The organism is Mesorhizobium sp. CNPSo 4670, assembly GCF_057784235.1.
Genome location: NZ_JBWJFQ010000023.1, coordinates 90,044 through 107,307, shown reverse-complemented (window position 1 = coordinate 107,307; position 17,264 = coordinate 90,044). Strand labels below are relative to the sequence as shown.

The following is a 17,264-nucleotide window of genomic DNA, read 5'->3' as shown; positions in this document are numbered from 1 at the left end:
GCCTAAGCATCAACCCCATTCCGGCAAAACCGGGATGGGGTTTTTCATTGTCCGGGATCAGGTCGCATTCCAGATACGGCGTGGCCGTATGTGGCAGCGGACTCCCCCCGTCGGTGGAAGGCGAGGTTTCCTGATCCTATTGGCGACGCAAGAGATGTTCGAGCTCTTTGGGATTCGTCACAACGGGAAGGCAGACTTGACCGGTGCAGAGCCAGCCGCCGGCTGCGTCGGTCGGCGGCAGGATACCGCCGGGCAGCAGGGGTCGATTCGCTTCCGAACCGATAGAAACCATTATGTCGACCCGACGCGGATCGGGGTTTCGATTCGCAACCGGAACAAGTTCGGGATTGGTCGGATCATCAATTAGCACCAGCTTAAGCGGCTCGATCGCCAGCGCGCAGGCGTTGACGATGCCGGCCTGGCCATAGGCCTGCTGCGCGGCCCGGCCGGCGGCATGCTCGGCGAGGTTCCAGGCTTTCTCCTGCAGGTCGAGATCGCCGGTGACGGAGGCGAGCCGAACCAGCGCTTCGATGATCTGTCCGGTCGCGGACGGACTGGCCTCGTCGACGTCGCCCCGGATGCGGATCGGCAGGTCGGTGCTGTCGGAAGCGGTGAGATAGTAGCCGGTCCTGTCGGCATCGGCGTGCCAGAGATCGAGCTGCTCGACAAACCGGCTGGCCTGCTCGACATAGCTCCAGTCGCCGGTGGCTTCGAACAGCGCGATCGCGGCATTGGCCATGGCGGCATAGTCGCTGGACAGCGCCGGAAACAATTTCCTGGCGCCGAGCATCGAATGCGGCAACCGGTTGTCGCGGCTGGCGGCGCTGATATGGGCAAAGGCCTTTGCCGCGGCGTCGATCCAGTCGCGCCGAGCCAGCGACCGGCCGGCCTCCGCCAGGGCTGCAATCATCAGGCCGTTCCAGTCCGTGAGCGTCTTCGCGTCGAGACCCGGCCTGACCCGCCCTTCCCTTATGGCGAGAAGTTTCGCTTTGAGCGGCACGAGTTGGTCGCGATCGACCACACTTTGGGCTTGCTGCGAGCTGGTTTGATGGACGACCGGCTTGCCTTCCCAGCCAGGTGGGCTGGAGAGTGTGAAGTATTTGAAAAACAAGGCCGAATCATCACCGAGTGCGGTTTCTATCTCCTCCCTGCTCCAGGTGTAGAACAGGCCCTCCTCGCCGTCGCTGTCGGCGTCGAGGCTGGCAGCGAAGGCGCCGCCGTCGACCCGCATTTCGCGCAACAGCCAGTCGATGGTGTCTTCGATTCGTACCCGGAACAAATCATTGCCGCTCGCCGCATAGGCCCAGTTGCAGAAGCGGACGAGCTGCGCATTATCGTAGAGCATCTTTTCGAAATGCGGCACCAGCCATTCGGCATCGGTCGAATAGCGGCTGAGCCCGCCGCCGATATGGTCGTAGATGCCGCCGCTCAGCATCCGGTCGAGGCTGAGCAGGACATCGTCACGATGTGTGGAACTGCCATCGCGCAGCCAGGACAGCCACAGCGTGAGCATGAACGGCGCATTGGGGAATTTCGGCGCGCCGCGCAACCCGCCGAGATCGCGATCGATCATGCCGTCGATGCCCCTGGCAAGGCCTTCCAGCGTGTCGCGATCAAGCACTGTTTTGGCATGCGAACCAGCCAGCCGCGCCTCGACATGCGTGGTCAGGCCGTCGGCGCTCTCGTTCAGGCTCGCCCTTTTCTCCCGCCAGGCCTTGTCCACCGCTTGCATCACCTGGATGAAGCCTGGGCGGCCATAACGTGGCTCGCGCGGAAAATAGGTGCCACCCCAGAACGGCTTGCCGTCCGGCGTCAGGAACATGGTCAGCGGCCAGCCGCCTTGCTCGCCCATCGAGGACAGTGCGGCCATGTAGATCTGGTCGATGTCCGGACGCTCCTCGCGGTCGACCTTGATATTGACGAACAGACGGTTCATGACGGCGGCGACGTCGTCGTTCTCGAAGCTTTCATGCGCCATGACATGGCACCAGTGGCAAGCGGCATAGCCGACCGAGAGCAGGATCGGCCTGTCCAGCGCCCTCGCCTCTTCAAGCGAAGCCGGCGACCAGGCCCGCCAATGGACAGGGTTGCCGCTGTGCTGCTGCAGATAGGGGCTGGCTTCTTCGGCAAGCAGGTTTTGCGGAGGCAATGTCACGATGAAGCACTCGGCGATGCGATTGGACGGGCAAAGCTAGGGCAGTGCGGTAGAGCGGGCAAATGATTTCAAGGGATTCGATTGTCGCGCTGTCGAGCGGCCGGCTTCCTGCCGGCGTCGCCGTCATCCGCATTTCAGGCCCGCAGACTCGATTCGTAGTCGAAACGATCGCCGGCAGCATGGTTAAGGACCGGGTGGCGGTTTTGCGCAAGTTCCGGGCGCCTGATGGAGCCGTGCTCGACAACGGCCTGATTATCTTCTTTCCCGGCCCGGCAAGCTTTACCGGCGAGGATGTGGCGGAATTCCACGTTCACGGCGGGCGCGCGGTGGTGGGCAGGATGCTGGAGACGATCACCGGTTTCGACGGTGTCAGGCATGCCGAACCCGGCGAATTCACCCGTCGCGCCTTCCTCAATGGCAAGGTTGACCTGGTCGAAACCGAGGCGCTGGCCGATCTCGTCAACGCCGAAACCGAGGCGCAGCGGCGCTTTGCGGTCCAGAATGCGGAAGGTGTTCAGAGCGAGCTCTATTTGAGTTGGCGCCGCCGGCTGATCCACGCCCGCGCCATGATCGAGGCCGAGATCGACTTTGCCGACGAGGATGATGTGCCAGGTTCCGTTTCGGATACGGTCTGGTCGGATGTTAGGGCGATGATCGACGAGATCGACCGACACATTGCCGGATTTCGCGCCGCAGAAATCATCCGCGATGGGTTCGAGGTCGTGATTCTCGGTGCGCCCAATGCCGGCAAGTCGAGTCTGTTCAACGCCTTGGCGCGGCGCGATGCAGCTATTGTAACGGATGAGCCTGGCACGACCCGCGACCTGCTTGAGGTGGTGCTGGATCTGGAGGGGCTGCGCGTCAGGTTGACCGACACCGCCGGGCTGCGCGAGGCGGTTGGGAAGGTCGAGGCGATCGGCATCGAGAAGGCAAGGGCCAAGGCCGATAGCGCCGATCTGTTGTTGCTGTTGCAGGACGTCGCTGAGCCGCAGGCGATTGCTTCGATCCCGTCGGCGATTCCGGCCTTGCAGGTCGGCACAAAGCGAGACCTTTTGGATAGCCAAGCGGCTGCCAGTGCGGACAGGCGCTACGATTACGTGATCTCGGTCGTCGATGGGGCCGGCGTTGACGCGTTGTTGGCGGAAATCGGCCGGCAGGCAGCGCATGCGGCCAGCAGCGCCGGCGATGTCCTGCCGTCGCGCCTGCGCCATGTCGACTTGCTTGGCGAGGCGAACCGCCATCTGCACCGGGCGGTTGACGAGCGGGCCGTCGGGCAGGAGCTGCGCGCCGAAGAGTTGCGGCTCGCCGCCGACCGCCTCGGACGGATCGTCGGTGCCATCGATGTCGAGGATATGCTCGACGTGATTTTTGCGCAGTTTTGCATTGGGAAATGACTCACGTGAAACATTGGCAGCGCATCGCGGTGGCGACCTCGTTGATTCACGTGAAACACAGTGGCTGGACGCTGGTGCCCTCATTGCCCTGCCGGGGCATTTCTCCCCGTATAGGGACGGGGAGAAAGAGGCTGGCCGTTGCGCCAGCGCCTTTTCTGCAGCGCCGACAATTGGCGAAACCGTAGATGTCAGCGCCCTCTCCCGTCCCGGTACGGGGAGAGGATGCAGGCAGGCAGGTGAGGGCAGCGCCAAGCTGTGATTGCCCTGCTGTTTGGAGCGCGGATTCACGTGAAACATGGCGAAGGCTCGCCACAGGGTTGTTTCACGTGAAACGAGCAGCGGAGTTTTCTTGACAGCATCGCCTTGCGGGGACATGTGTCGCTCAATCTTTTTTGAGTCTAGGACGTTGTGGAAATGACCGATCACTATGATGTGGTTGTGGTGGGCGGTGGCCATGCGGGTTGCGAGGCGGCGAGTGCAGCGGCGCGCGCCGGCGCCAGCACCGCGCTTGTGACGTTGCGCTTCGACACGATCGGCGTGATGTCGTGCAACCCGGCCATCGGCGGTCTCGGCAAGGGCCATCTGGTTCGCGAGATCGATGCCATGGATGGGTTGATGGGTCGGGTGGCTGATGCCGCCGGCATTCAGTTCCGCCTGCTCAACCGTCGTAAGGGGCCAGCGGTGCGCGGGCCACGCACTCAAGCGGATCGCAAACTCTATCGCCTTGCCATGCAAGATGCGATTCGGCTCCAGAACGATCTCGACGTGATCGAGGGCGAGGTTCTCGACTTCGAGATCGTCGATGGGCGGATCGGGGCTGTTCTGCTGGCCAACGGCCGGCGGCTCGCCTGTGGCGCCGTCGTTTTGACGACCGGGACTTTCCTGCGCGGGCTTATCCATATCGGCGACAAGAAGATCGTTGCGGGCCGGATGAACGAGCAGGCGAGCATGGGCCTCTCGGCGACGATGAGCCGCGTCGGCTTCAAGCTCGGCCGGCTGAAGACCGGCACGCCGCCACGGCTGGACGGGAAGACCATCGATTGGGTGTCGCTGGATCGCCAGGCGGCGGATGAGGATCCGGTGCCGTTCTCACTGATGACCGATCGCATCGAAACACCGCAGATCGAGTGCGGCATCACCCGCACGACCGCGGCGACGCATGATTTGATTCGCGCCAATCTTGGCCGGTCCGCCATGTATTCCGGCTCGATCGAAGGTGTCGGGCCGCGCTATTGCCCATCGATCGAGGACAAGATCGTCAAGTTCGGCGACCGGGACGGGCACCAGATTTTTCTAGAGCCGGAAGGGCTCGACGACGACACCGTCTATCCCAATGGCATCTCGACCTCGTTGCCGCAGGATGTTCAGCTGGATATTCTCAAGACCATCCCTGGCCTAGAGCGCGCCGTGATGCTGCAGCCGGGCTATGCCATCGAATATGATCATGTCGATCCGCGCGAGCTGACCACGGGTCTGGAGACCAGGCGCGTCAGTGGTCTCTTTCTCGCCGGTCAGATCAACGGCACCACCGGATATGAGGAAGCCGCCGGGCAAGGCCTGCTCGCTGGTCTCAATGCGGCGCGCCGTGCGGCCGGCAGCGAGCAGATCGTGCTTAGCCGCACCGAGGCCTATATCGGCGTGATGGTTGACGATCTAACCAGCCGCGGCATCAGCGAGCCCTACCGGATGTTCACCTCGCGGGCCGAGTTCCGGCTGTCGCTGCGCGCCGACAATGCCGATGAGCGGCTGACGCCCCTCGCCGCCAGGTTGGGGATCGCCTCCGCGCAGCGGATGCAGCGCTACGGCAATATGATGCAGCAGCTCGACGAAGCGCGTCGGCTGGCGGTGTCGCTGACCATGACCCCAAACGAGGCGGCGCGGCATGGGCTGGAGATCAACCGGGATGGCGTGCGCCGCTCCGGCTATGAACTGCTGGCCTATCCCGGTGTCGACGTCGGTTGGCTGGCGCGCGTCGAGCCCAAGTTTGCGGCGGTTGATGCTAAAACGGCCGAGCGCCTGGAAACGGAAGCGAAATATTCGGTATATCTGGACCGCCAGAAGACAGATGTGGCGCAGATCCGGCATGAAGAGAGCCGGCTGATCCCGGAGACAGTCGATTTCGCCGGTGTGCCCGGGCTGTCCAACGAGCTGAAACAGAAGATGCAGGCGCGGCGGCCACGGTCCATCGCCGATGCCCAGCGCATGGAAGGCATGACGCCGGCCGCGCTGGCGATCATCGTCGCGCATGTGCGCCATGAAGAGAATGCGCAGAGGCCCCAGAGGGACGTTGCGTGAATTCTTTCTCTTGGAAGAGCCTGCAGGACGCGGCCGGTCCGGTTTCACGTGAAACATTCGACCGCCTGGTGACGTTCGAGCAGATGTTCCAGAAATGGAACCGCAGCATCAATCTGGTTGCGCAGTCGACGGCAGGCGATGTCTGGCAGCGTCACATCCTGGACAGCGCGCAGCTTGGGCGTATCGAGCCGACCGCGAATCACTGGGTCGATATCGGTTCGGGCGGCGGATTCCCGGGCCTTGTCATGGCCTTCCTGCTTGCCGAGCGCGACGGGGCGAGCATCGATCTGGTTGAAAGCAATCGCAAAAAGGCGTCGTTCCTGCAGACCGTCATTGGCCAGTTCGGCCTGCCGGCGCGGGTGGTGGCGCGCCGCATCGAAGACAGCCATGCGCTGGTCCCGGCGCCGCAGATCGTCACAGCGCGTGCCCTGGCCTCGCTTTCGACCTTGCTGGACCTGTCGGCGCCCTGGCTGACGTCAGGCGCCCGCGGGCTGTTCCACAAAGGCCGGGATTACCGCGCGGAAGTGCAAGAAAGCGTTCACCGATGGGCCTTCGATCTGGTAGAACATCCGAGCGTGACCGACCCGCATGGGGTCATCCTCGAACTGTCGAATCTTCGACCTGTCTGATTTGCTCCAGGCGACCCAAAAATGAATTTCTGGCATAGATCCATGATGAAGAATGGCCCCCGAATCATCACCGTAGCCAACCAGAAGGGCGGTGTCGGTAAGACGACCACCGCCATCAATCTGGCTACTGCGCTCGCGGCAATCGGGGAAAAGGTGCTGATCGTCGACCTCGATCCGCAGGGAAATGCGAGCACCGGCCTCGGCATCGACCGCAAGGACCGGACGGTCTCGTCCTATGACGTGCTGACGGGCGAACTGGACCTGGAAGCTGCGGCGATCCCGACGGCGGTGCCCGGCCTGTCGATCGTGCCGTCGACGCTCGACCTGCTCGGCATCGAGATGGAGATCGCCTCGGCGCCTGACCGGGTGCTGCGGCTGCGCAACGCCTTGCGTGCCTCGGCCGACCGTTCGGCCGGTTTCGGCTATGTGCTGATCGACTGCCCGCCGTCGCTCAATCTCTTGACGCTGAACTCGATGGCCGCGGCCGATTCGGTGCTGGTGCCGCTGCAGTGCGAATTCTTCGCGCTCGAAGGCCTGAGCCAATTGCTGGAAACCGTCGAGCAGGTGCGCCGCTCGATCAATCCGGATCTCACCATCCAGGGCATCGTGCTGACCATGTATGACGGTCGCAACAATCTCGCCAACCAGGTGGTGCAGGATGTGCGGGCACACATGGGCGACAAGGTCTACGAGACCATCATTCCGCGCAATGTGCGGGTGTCCGAGGCTCCGTCCTACGGCAAGCCGGCGATCCTGTACGATCTGAAATGCTCGGGCAGCCAGGCCTATCTGCAGCTCGCGTCGGAAGTGATCCGCCGCGAGCGTAAATTGCGGGCCGCTTGATTAGCTGCAATGCATAATTAAGAGCCGATTCGATACCGAAACGATCTGGATGTTAACTGGAAGTGTTATGAGCGAAGACCTTTCGAGAAAGAGACTGGGGCGTGGGCTGGCAGCGCTGATCGGCGAAATCGATCGTCCGGTGGCACCGGAAAAGCCCGGGATGAGCGCCGACGGCAAGGTGCCGATCGAGTTCCTGACCCCAAATCCGAAAAATCCGCGCCGGCATTTCGGCGAGGCCGAGCTGACCGACCTCGCCCACTCGATCCGCGAACATGGCGTGGTGCAGCCGGTGGTGGCGCGGCCGTCGCCGACGCAGGCCGGCCGCTACGAGATCATCGCCGGCGAGCGGCGCTGGCGCGCGGCGCAGCGCGCCGGGCTGAATGATATCCCGGTCATCATCCGCGAGGTCAACGACCGCACCGCGCTCGAACTGGCGATCATCGAGAACGTCCAGCGCACCGACCTCAACGCGGTCGAGGAAGCGCTTGGCTACCAGCAGCTGATCGACGATCACGGCTACACCCAGGCTGATCTCGGCCAGGTGATCGGCAAGAGCCGTAGCCATGTCGCCAACACGCTGAGACTCTTGAAACTGCCGGATGTGATCCGCGACATGCTGGTCGACGGCGCTCTGTCGGCGGGCCACGCCCGCACGCTGGTGACCGCGGAAGATCCGGCCGGCCTTGCCAAGCGCATCGTCGAAGAAGGGCTCTCGGTGCGCCAGGCCGAGGCGCTGGCGCAGATGCCGGCCGGCAGCACGACAAAGGAAGCCAAGCCGGCGGCAAGCCCGGAACAGAAGGACGCCGACACGCTGGCGCTGGAAAAGCTGTTGACCGATACGACCGGGATGATCGTGTCGATCGACCACAAGAGCAAAGGCGGCACGCTTCGTGTCGCGTATCGGTCGCTGGAGCAGCTCGACGAGCTATGCCGCCGGCTGAAGCAGGAGCGGTAGTTAGCCGGCGAATATTCTGATGGAAGGCTGATCTACCAAGGGCTCACTCAAATGGAATTCGCTCGTTATTCCAAGTGCTTGGTACGCCAGCGCCGCCCCTCACCTGCCTGCCGGCATCCTCTCCCGTAAACGGGCGAGGGACGCTGTCATCAGCGGTTTCGACAATCGCCAACGTCGCAGGAATAGCGCCAGCGTGGCGGCCAGCCCCTTTCTCCCCGTTCACTGGAGAAATGCCCGGCAGGGCAATGAGGGGCGGCGCTGACCTCGACGGCTGAGCCGTCAGTCCCAAAACTACCGCTGCGCCAGCCGGCTGCTTTCCACCGCAATGCCAAGCAGTGCTTGGCGCGCCAGTGCGACGGAGAGATCCGGGCGCCGCCGCGTCTGCAGCACAGCGGTCTGCAGCCGGGTCAGCGCGCGACCGAGGGCTTCGCTGCTCCAGCGCTCCAGCGCCTTCTCCACCAGCTTGCGCCGCGAGAAGAAAACCGGCGGGCGGGCGGCGGCCACGACCGAAGCGGCGTTGCGGCCGGCAGACTCCATCTGGCCGCGCATGGCCTGGATCGCCTGCAACTGGCGCATCGCAGAGGACAGCACCAGGAAGGGCTGGCCACCGGATTGGCAGTGCCGGGTGAAGGCGGTGTCGAAATCGCCGACCTTGCCTTCGAGAAGCGCGTCGACGGCGTCATCGAAAGAGGCGCCGGAGACGTCGCCCGACATCGCCCTGACGTCGTCGAAGCCGATCTCCTTCTGGCCATGGGCGTAGAGGATGAGCTTTTCGATCTCGCCCCGCGAAGCCAGCCGGTCGCCGCCGAGATTTCGGCGCAGCGCCTGTCTTGCCTCCATGGTCATCGACATGCCGGCCTTGCGCAATTCGTCGTCGATGACGGCATCGATGTCGCGGGCCTCATCGGCATAGCAGGGCAGCGCCATGGCGTTGTCCGCAGCCTCGACCACGGCACGTAGCCCGACGCCCTTCTTGAGATCGCCGGCCTCGATCAGGATGATGGCGTCGCGGGGCGGCTCCGCGGTCAGCGCCTTGACGTCATCGGCCAACGCCTTCTGGCCGCTGGCGTTGCGCACCCACAGCAGGCGCCGGTCGGAAAACATCGGCACGGTGCGCGCCTCGTCGAGCAGCCGGCCCTCGTCGCGGTCAACCTCCGAACCATCGAGCCTGACCACCGAGAACGGATCGTCGAGCGGCAGGCCGGTCTTTTCGGCAAAGGCCTTGGCGCGCTCGGCGACGAGCCCGCGATCGGGGCCGTAGAGCAGGACGATCGAGATGCGCTGGTCCGGACGGGCCAGCCAGGAATCGACCTCGAAAGCTTTCTTCTGTGCCATGGGGGGTGGTTAGCATGATGCTGTGGCGGCTTCCAGCTTGGGTCCGCCAACCTTGCCGTCCTTCCTCCCCTCCGGGGCGCAAAGTGAGGGAGAGGAACCCAACTGTTGCCAACCAAACCTTATCTGGCGAAAAACCTCCGGCAACCTTGCCCCTAATTGCGCGCCGCCGCCCAACATCGACAAGAAATTTCGCGGACATATCTTCATGTTGTGCCTCGGAGGCCGGCGCGGCTGGGACCGAGGCCTGAAGGCTTGCCCAGACGAATTCGCACTGGTCTGGCGGCGCAGATATGCAAATATCCTTGGCCGGGGAAGTTTGGGCCAGGGAAATTTGGGGCCAGGCAACATTGGAGGACAAAGGTCATGGCCGATGCTGGGATGTTGCGTTTTCACGTTCCGGAGCCGGAAGTGCGGCCGGGCGGAACGCCTGACTTTTCCAACGTGCCCATCCCCAAGGCCGGCTCGGTGCCGCGCCCCGACATCGATGTCGATCCGCGCACCATCCGCGATTACGCCTTCTCGATTATCCGCGTGCTGAACCGCAATGGCGAAGCCGTCGGCCCTTGGGCCGGGCTGCTTTCCAGCGACGAGCTTCTGGCCGGCCTGCGTCACATGATGACACTGCGAACCTTCGACGCGCGCATGCAGATGGCGCAGCGCCAGGGCAAGACCTCGTTCTACATGCAGCATCTGGGCGAGGAGGCGGTGGCCTGCGCCTTCCGCAAGGCACTTGCCCCCGGCGACATGAATTTTCCGACCTACAGGCAGGCAGGCCTGCTCATCGCCGACGGCTATCCGATGGTCACGATGATGAACCAGATCTACTCCAACGAGGCCGACCCACTGAAGGGCCGGCAACTGCCGATCATGTATTCGTCGAAGGAGCACGGCTTCTTCTCGATCTCCGGAAATCTGGCGACGCAGTATATCCAGGCGGTCGGCTGGGCGATGGCCTCGGCGATCTCGAACGATTCGAAGATCGCTGCTGCCTGGATCGGCGACGGCTCGACGGCCGAGTCCGACTTCCATTCGGCGCTGGTGTTCGCCTCCACCTACAAGGCGCCCGTGGTGCTCAATGTCGTCAACAACCAGTGGGCGATCTCGACCTTCCAGGGCATTGCCCGCGGCGGCTCGGGCACCTTCGCTGCCCGCGGCCTAGGCTTCGGCATTCCGTCGCTGCGCGTCGACGGCAATGATTATCTCGCCGTCCATGCGGTGGCCAAATGGGCGGCCGAGCGGGCGCGCAGCAATCTCGGGCCGACGCTGGTCGAATATGTCACCTACCGCGCCGGCGCGCATTCGAGCTCGGACGATCCTTCGGCCTACCGGCCAAAGACCGAATCCGACGCCTGGCCGCTCGGCGACCCGATCGTGCGGCTGAAGAACCACCTCATCCAGCTCGGTGTCTGGTCGGACGAGCGACATGCACAGGCCGAGGCGGAAATCCTCGACACGGTGATCGCGGCGCAGAAGGAAGCCGAGAGCCACGGCACGCTGCACGCCGGCGGCAAGCCGTCGACACGCGACATGTTCGAAGGGCTCTATGCCGAGATGCCGCCGCATCTGCGGCGCCAGCGCCAGCAGGCGGGGGTCTGACCATGCCAAGACGGACCATGATTGAGGCGATCCGCGACGCCATGGACGTGTCGATGGGACGCGACGACAAAGTCGTCGTGTTCGGCGAGGATGTCGGCTTCTTCGGCGGCGTCTTCCGCTGCACGCAAGGTCTGCAAGCCAAGTACGGCAAGAGCCGCTGCTTCGATGCGCCGATCAACGAATCCGGCATTGTCGGCTCGGCCATCGGCATGGCCGCCTACGGGCTGAAGCCATGCGTGGAAATTCAGTTTGCCGACTACATGTATCCGGCCTACGACCAGCTGACCCAGGAAGCGGCAAGGCTGCGCTACCGCTCGAACGGGGATTTCACCTGCCCGATCGTGGTGCGCATGCCGACCGGCGGCGGCATCTTCGGCGGCCAGACGCACAGCCAGAGCCCGGAAGCGCTGTTCACCCATGTGTCGGGGCTGAAGACAGTGGTGCCGTCCAACCCGCATGACGCCAAGGGGTTGCTCATCGCGGCGATCGAGGACCCCGATCCGGTGATCTTCCTCGAGCCGAAGCGGCTCTACAACGGCCCGTTCGACGGCCACCACGACCGACCGGTGACGCCCTGGTCCAAGCATGCGCTCGGCGAGGTCGCCGACGGCCACTACACGGTGCCACTCGGCAAGGCGGCGATCCGCCGGCCGGGCTCGGCAGTCACGGTGCTGGCCTACGGCACCATGGTCTATGTCGCGCAGGCCGCCGTCGAAGAAACCGGCATCGATGCCGAGATAATCGACCTTCGGACCCTCTTGCCGCTCGACCTCGACGCCATCGTCGCTTCGGTCAAGAAGACCGGGCGCTGCGTCATCGTGCATGAGGCGACGCTGACCTCCGGCTTCGGCGCCGAGCTGTCGGCGCTGGTGCAGGAAAACTGCTTTTACCATCTGGAGGCGCCGGTGGCGCGGGTCGCCGGCTGGGACACGCCCTACCCGCATGCGCAGGAGTGGGACTACTTCCCCGGTCCGGCGCGCGTCGCCCGGGCGCTGCTGGAAACCATGGGAGCTTAAGATGGGCGAACACATCATCAAGCTGCCCGATGTCGGCGAAGGCGTCGCCGAGGCCGAACTGGTAGAATGGCACGTCAAGATCGGCGATATCGTGCGCGAGGACACCGTGCTCGCCGCGGTCATGACCGACAAGGCGACGGTCGAGATTCCGTCGCCGGTCGATGGCGAGATCCTGTGGCTGGGCGCCGAGATCGGCGACACGGTGGCGATCGGCTCGCCGATCGTGCGGCTGAAGGTGGCTGGCGAGGGCAATGTGAAGCCGCAGGGCGGCGACGTTGAAGTGGTGGCCGCCGAACCGCCGGCGAAGCTGCCGACCCCGAAGCCCGAGACTGCCGCGCCGGCCGCGAAGGCGCCGCCAAAGGCGGGTGGGACAGACGTGAAACCTGCAGCGGCCGTCTCGAAGAGCCCCCGGCAGCCTTCCGTCTCCGGCGCACCGCGTCCGGAGGGCGAAAAGCCGTTGGCCTCGCCGGCGGTCCGACTGCGGGCAAAGGAGGCCGGCATCGATCTCAGGCAAGTTGCCGGAACTGGGCCGGCCGGCCGCATCGGCCACGAGGACATCGAAGCTTTTTTGGCGCGCGGACCCCAAGTTGCGAAGACATCGGGCCTCGCCCGCAACGAGGCCGTCGAGGACATCAAGGTGGTGGGGCTGCGGCGCAAGATCGCCGAGAAGATGACGCTGTCCAAATCGCGCATCCCGCACATCACCTATGTCGAGGAGATCGACGTCACCGCGCTGGAGGACTTGCGCGCCGCGCTCAACAAGGAAAAGCGCGCGGGCAAGGCGGAGCGGCCTAAGCTGACGCTGCTGCCGTTCCTGATGCGGGCGATGGTCAAGGCGATAGCAGACCAGCCCAATCTCAATTCGTTGTTTGACGACGAGGCCGGCATCATCCACCAGCATGGCGGCATCCATATCGGCATCGCCGCGCAGACTCCGTCGGGGCTGGTCGTGCCAGTGGTCAAGCATGCCGAGGCACGCGACATCTGGGAGTGCGGCGCCGAGGTGATCAGGCTTGCCGAGGCGGCCAAGTCGGGCACGGCGACACGCGACGAGCTGTCCGGTTCGACCATCACCATCACCTCGCTCGGCGCCATGGGCGGCGTGGCGACGACGCCTGTCATCAACCATCCGGAAGTGGCGATCATCGGCGTCAACAAAATGATGGTGCGGCCGGTCTGGGACGGCACCCAGTTCATACCGCGCAAGATGATGAACCTGTCCTCCAGCTTCGACCACCGCGTCATCGACGGTTGGGACGCCGCCGTCTTCATCCAGCGCATCAAGACGTTGCTGGAAACGCCGGCGCTGATTTTTGTGGATTGAGGGTGAGACAATGCCTTCTCAGCGTTTTGCTCAACCTGCCTTTCGGAGTCGCGCTGCCCCTCATTGCCCTACCGGGCATTTCTCCCCGTATAGAGACGGGGAGAAAGACGCTGTCGTTGGGGGTTTCGCCAATCGCCAGCATTGCAAAGAAGGCGCCGAGGTCGCGGCGGTCCCCCTTCTCCCCGTCCCTATACGGGGAGAAGGTGCCGGCAGGCGGATGAGGGGCAGCACGACGCCGGATGGACAGTGCGACTGGCAGTTCTCACTGGAAGGATGCAGCTGACATGAAAGAAATCTCCTGCAAGCTGCTCGTCATCGGCGCCGGCCCCGGCGGCTATGTCTGCGCCATCCGTGCCGGCCAGCTCGGTGTCGATACGGTGATCGTCGAGGCCGGCAAGCCGGGCGGCACTTGCCTCAATGTCGGCTGCATCCCCTCCAAGGCGCTGATCCATGCGGCGGAGGAGTTCGAGAAGGTGTCGCACATGGTGGGCGGCAACAGCCCGCTCGGCATCTCGGTCACCGCTCCCGTGCTCGATCTTGCGAGGACCGTCGCCTGGAAGGACGGCATCGTCAGCCGGCTCAACAGTGGCGTCGCCGGCCTGCTCAAGAAGGCTGGGGTCAAGACCGTGCATGGCTGGGCGACGTTCCGTGACGGCAAAACCGTTGCGGTCGAGACCGAGACCGGCGTTCAGGTGATCCGCGCCGAGACGATTGTCATCGCCACCGGCTCGGCGCCGGTCGAGCTGCCGTTTCTGCCGTTCGGCGGCCCGGTGGTTTCGTCGACCGAGGCGCTGGCCCTGAGCGAAGTGCCGAAGAAGCTTGCGGTCGTCGGTGGCGGCTATATCGGCCTCGAGCTCGGCATCGCCTTCGCCAAGATGGGCGCTGAGGTGACCGTCGTCGAGGCCTTGCCGCGCGTGCTGGCGCAGTATGATGCCGAGCTGACGCGGCCGGTGGTCAAGCGGCTCGCCGCACTCGGCATCGAGGTGATGACAGGCGCCAAGGCCAAGGGGACCAAGGGCGGCGCGCTGCTGGTCGAGACATCGGACGGCAAGAGCGCCAAGGTCGCCGCCGATAAAATCCTGGTCACCGTGGGCCGCAAGCCAGTGACCGAAGGCTGGGGGCTCGACCAGATCGACCTCGACATGGCGGGAAAGTTCATCCGCATCGACGACCAGTGCCGCACCTCGATGCGCGGCATCTTCGCCATCGGCGACGTCACCGGCGAGCCGATGCTGGCGCACCGGGCGATGGCGCAAGGCGAGATGGTCGCCGAGATCGCTGCCGGCCACAAGCGCAGCTGGGACAAGCGCTCGATTCCCGCCGTCTGCTTCACCGATCCCGAGCTGGTGACGGCCGGCCTGTCGCCGGATGAGGCCAAGGCTCATGGCGGCGAGATCAAGATCGGTATGTTTCCGTTCGCCGCCAACGGCCGGGCGATGACGAAACTTGGCGAAGACGGTTTCGTCCGCGTCGTCGCCCGCGCCGACAATCATCTGGTGCTCGGCATCCAGGCAGTCGGCCTGGGCGCGTCGGAACTGGCGGCAGCCTTTGGGCTGGCGCTGGAAATGGGTGCGCGGCTGGAGGACATCGCCGGCACCATCCATGCCCATCCGACGCAAGGCGAAGGCTTCCAGGAAGCGGCGCTTAAGGCGTTGGGGCACGCGCTGCATATTTGAAGTGGTGGCTTTCCTCTCCCTCCGGAGGGGGGAGAGGTGGCGCTGCGAAGCAGCGACGGAGTGGGGGAAGCCGGTCCTCGAAGGCACAGTCGTCGACAGCTTACCACAGGCTGCAATCAGCGCGAGGCATCGCTCCGGCTTGAAATAACAACACCTGAGCCGGTCGACCCCCACTCCGTCGAGCTTAGCTCGACACCTCTCCCCCGATTGACGGGGGAGAGGAACGGCGCGAACCTCCAGGCTTCCTTCCTCCTCCAGCCGACTCCCTCAGGGAGAGAAAGTAAGGGCGGCTCCTCAGCTCGCGAGCCGGCTCACCATTTCATGTTGCGCGTAGGCGCGGCCGAAGCGGTTGGCGAGGAAGGCGTCGAGCGCGATGTCTTCCTGCTTGACGAAGCCGGTTGCCGGCAGGCTGCCGTCGGCCAGCATGTCGAGCACGGCGCAGATGCCGGAGGCGGTGGTGATCTGGATGGCGCTGCGCACGACGTCGCCGACGCGCTTGGAATAGATCTTATTGGCGTAGGTTTCCTGCAGCAGGCGGCCGTTCTTGCGGCCCGAGACGGTGACGAAGACGATGACCACATCCTGCAGCGTCGCCGGCAAGGAGCTTTCAAAGATGTCCTTCAGCACGTCGCGGCGATGGCGCAGGCCAAGGTCGTTGAGCAGCGCCTTCATGATCGCGGCATGGCCGGGGTAGCGGATGGTGCGGTAGTTCAGCGTGCGCACCTTGCCTTTCAGCGTCTCGGCCAGCGTGCCCAGCCCGCCGGAGGTGTTGAACGCCTCGTAGGTGACGCCGTCGAGCGAGAACTCCTCGCGCTCCTCCAGCGGCGGCACTTCGATCAGCTCGCCCTCGACGATCGCCTCGCAAGGCTCGCAATACTCGTTTATGACGCCGTCGGTGCTCCAGGTCAGATTGTAGTTCAAGGCATTCGACGGGTATTGCGGCAGCGCGCCAACGCGCATGCGCACGCTTTCCAGCGAATCGAAGCGGCTGGCGAGATCGTTGGCGACGATCGAGATGAAGCCCGGCGCCAGCCCACATTGCGGGATGAAGGCGCTCTTGCCCGAACGCGCCAATTCCTTGACCCGCCTGGTGCTGACGACATCCTCGGTGAGGTCGAGATAGTGCACGCCGGCGTTTGCCGCTGCCTCGGCGATGCGCGTGGTCAGGTGGAAGGGGGCGGCGCTGAGCACCGCGAACTTGCCGGCCAAGGCCGCCTCGAGCGCGCCCGATGCCTCGATGTCGAGTTCCAGGGTGGCAACCGTGGCCGGCAGTTCGGCAGCGGCGAGCTGTGCCGCCGAGCGGTCGACGAGAGTGACGTGGTAGTCACCGGTGGCGGCGAGCATTTCGGCAATGGTCGAGCCGATCTTGCCGGCGCCGACAACAACAATTTTCTTCATGAAACGTCCCTCACCCAAAAGCTGAACCTGAGCACATAATTTTGTGCATGTCGTTTGTCCCAAAACCGCTGCGCACTTTTGGGAGACATGCATCAGAATCGCAGCTTGCCCGTCGAAAGGAAGCGTGGAATTGTTCGAAACGAAACTCTGATTGTGCATTATGCCGAATGGAATCGTCGAAATGCTCAGTGAAGCCGAACAGGCCCTGCTCTCCCTGCTGCGCGACAATGCGCGTGCCTCGACCGCCGAACTTGCGCGCAAGCTCGGCGTCTCGCGCACGACAGTGCAGAGCCGGATCGAACGGCTGGAGCAGCGCGGCATCATCACCGGCTACGGCGTCCGGCTGGCGCCGGACTACGAGCAGGGGCTGGTGCGGGCGCATGTGCTGCTCACCGTAACGCCCAAGCTCGCCGACAAGGTGGTGCGCGGCCTGCAGGCGCTGGCGCCGGTCAGGACGCTGCATTCGGTCAGCGGCAATTTCGACATGATCGTCATCGTCGACGCACCGTCGATCCGGGACCTCGATATGCTGCTCGACCAGATCGGCGCCATGGACGGTGTCGAGCGAACCTTGTCGTCGATCATCCTGTCGACGCGCATTGACCGCTGAGCTGACTCGATGGAGCCGGGCCTTTCAGGACCCAGGCT

13 protein-coding genes are annotated in these 17,264 nt (G+C 64.3%); 10 read left to right on the top strand and 3 right to left on the bottom strand.

The features are described from left to right. Window positions 1-136: 136 nt before the first annotated feature. A complete protein-coding gene (locus tag AC0ZT5_RS29245; RefSeq protein ID WP_488499261.1) occupies window positions 137-2,155 on the bottom strand; it encodes a thioredoxin domain-containing protein in 2,019 nt (672 codons plus the stop codon). Between the two features lie 62 nt (window positions 2,156-2,217). Between AC0ZT5_RS29245 and mnmE the strand changes: the two genes are divergently transcribed. From mnmE to AC0ZT5_RS29220, 5 genes are all read left to right on the top strand, one after another. After that, window positions 2,218-3,549 (top strand): tRNA uridine-5-carboxymethylaminomethyl(34) synthesis GTPase MnmE, encoded by a 1,332-nt coding sequence (mnmE, locus tag AC0ZT5_RS29240; protein ID WP_488499260.1) that lies wholly within the window; start codon window positions 2,218-2,220, stop codon window positions 3,547-3,549. A gap of 414 nt (window positions 3,550-3,963) precedes the next feature. Next, window positions 3,964-5,844, top strand: coding sequence for a tRNA uridine-5-carboxymethylaminomethyl(34) synthesis enzyme MnmG (gene mnmG / locus AC0ZT5_RS29235; protein ID WP_488499259.1), 1,881 nt, complete (start codon window positions 3,964-3,966; stop codon window positions 5,842-5,844). Next, window positions 5,841-6,473: a 16S rRNA (guanine(527)-N(7))-methyltransferase RsmG gene (gene rsmG / locus AC0ZT5_RS29230; RefSeq protein WP_488499258.1), complete on the top strand. Its 633-nt coding sequence runs from the start codon at window positions 5,841-5,843 to the stop codon at window positions 6,471-6,473. Before mnmG ends, rsmG begins: the two co-directional genes overlap by 4 nt. A gap of 42 nt (window positions 6,474-6,515) precedes the next feature. Further along, the gene (locus AC0ZT5_RS29225) at window positions 6,516-7,316 is read left to right on the top strand and encodes a ParA family protein (RefSeq protein ID WP_095084379.1); all 801 of its coding nucleotides are present in this window, start codon (window positions 6,516-6,518) and stop codon (window positions 7,314-7,316) included. Between the two features lie 67 nt (window positions 7,317-7,383). Then, window positions 7,384-8,271 carry a ParB/RepB/Spo0J family partition protein gene (locus AC0ZT5_RS29220; RefSeq protein ID WP_488499257.1) on the top strand — a complete coding sequence of 296 codons (888 nt, stop codon included), beginning with the start codon at window positions 7,384-7,386 and terminating at the stop codon, window positions 8,269-8,271. A gap of 291 nt (window positions 8,272-8,562) precedes the next feature. Here the strand turns inward: AC0ZT5_RS29220 and holA are convergent, their stop codons facing one another. Then, complete coding sequence (holA, locus tag AC0ZT5_RS29215) at window positions 8,563-9,606, bottom strand: DNA polymerase III subunit delta (RefSeq protein ID WP_488499256.1); 1,044 nt, start codon at window positions 9,604-9,606, stop codon at window positions 8,563-8,565. A 363-nt stretch (window positions 9,607-9,969) separates the two neighbouring features. Between holA and AC0ZT5_RS29210 the strand changes: the two genes are divergently transcribed. From AC0ZT5_RS29210 to lpdA, 4 genes are all read left to right on the top strand, one after another. Beyond that, window positions 9,970-11,202 (top strand): 3-methyl-2-oxobutanoate dehydrogenase (2-methylpropanoyl-transferring) subunit alpha, encoded by a 1,233-nt coding sequence (locus tag AC0ZT5_RS29210; protein WP_477224795.1) that lies wholly within the window; start codon window positions 9,970-9,972, stop codon window positions 11,200-11,202. A gap of 2 nt (window positions 11,203-11,204) precedes the next feature. After that, window positions 11,205-12,218, top strand: a complete 1,014-nt coding sequence (locus AC0ZT5_RS29205; protein ID WP_488499255.1) for an alpha-ketoacid dehydrogenase subunit beta — start codon at window positions 11,205-11,207, stop codon at window positions 12,216-12,218. A 1-nt stretch (window position 12,219) separates the two neighbouring features. Continuing rightward, window positions 12,220-13,542 carry a dihydrolipoamide acetyltransferase family protein gene (locus AC0ZT5_RS29200; protein ID WP_488499254.1) on the top strand — a complete coding sequence of 441 codons (1,323 nt, stop codon included), beginning with the start codon at window positions 12,220-12,222 and terminating at the stop codon, window positions 13,540-13,542. 284 nt (window positions 13,543-13,826) lie between these two features. Continuing rightward, a complete protein-coding gene (gene lpdA, locus AC0ZT5_RS29195; RefSeq protein WP_488499253.1) occupies window positions 13,827-15,218 on the top strand; it encodes a dihydrolipoyl dehydrogenase in 1,392 nt (463 codons plus the stop codon). A gap of 294 nt (window positions 15,219-15,512) precedes the next feature. Here lpdA and AC0ZT5_RS29190 read toward each other — a convergent pair whose 3' ends face one another. Next, complete coding sequence (locus AC0ZT5_RS29190) at window positions 15,513-16,616, bottom strand: saccharopine dehydrogenase family protein (protein WP_488499252.1); 1,104 nt, start codon at window positions 16,614-16,616, stop codon at window positions 15,513-15,515. A gap of 181 nt (window positions 16,617-16,797) precedes the next feature. Here AC0ZT5_RS29190 and AC0ZT5_RS29185 point away from each other — a divergent pair, with 181 nt between their 5' ends. Next, window positions 16,798-17,226, top strand: coding sequence for an Lrp/AsnC family transcriptional regulator (locus AC0ZT5_RS29185; RefSeq protein WP_095084380.1), 429 nt, complete (start codon window positions 16,798-16,800; stop codon window positions 17,224-17,226). Window positions 17,227-17,264 lie beyond the last annotated feature (38 nt).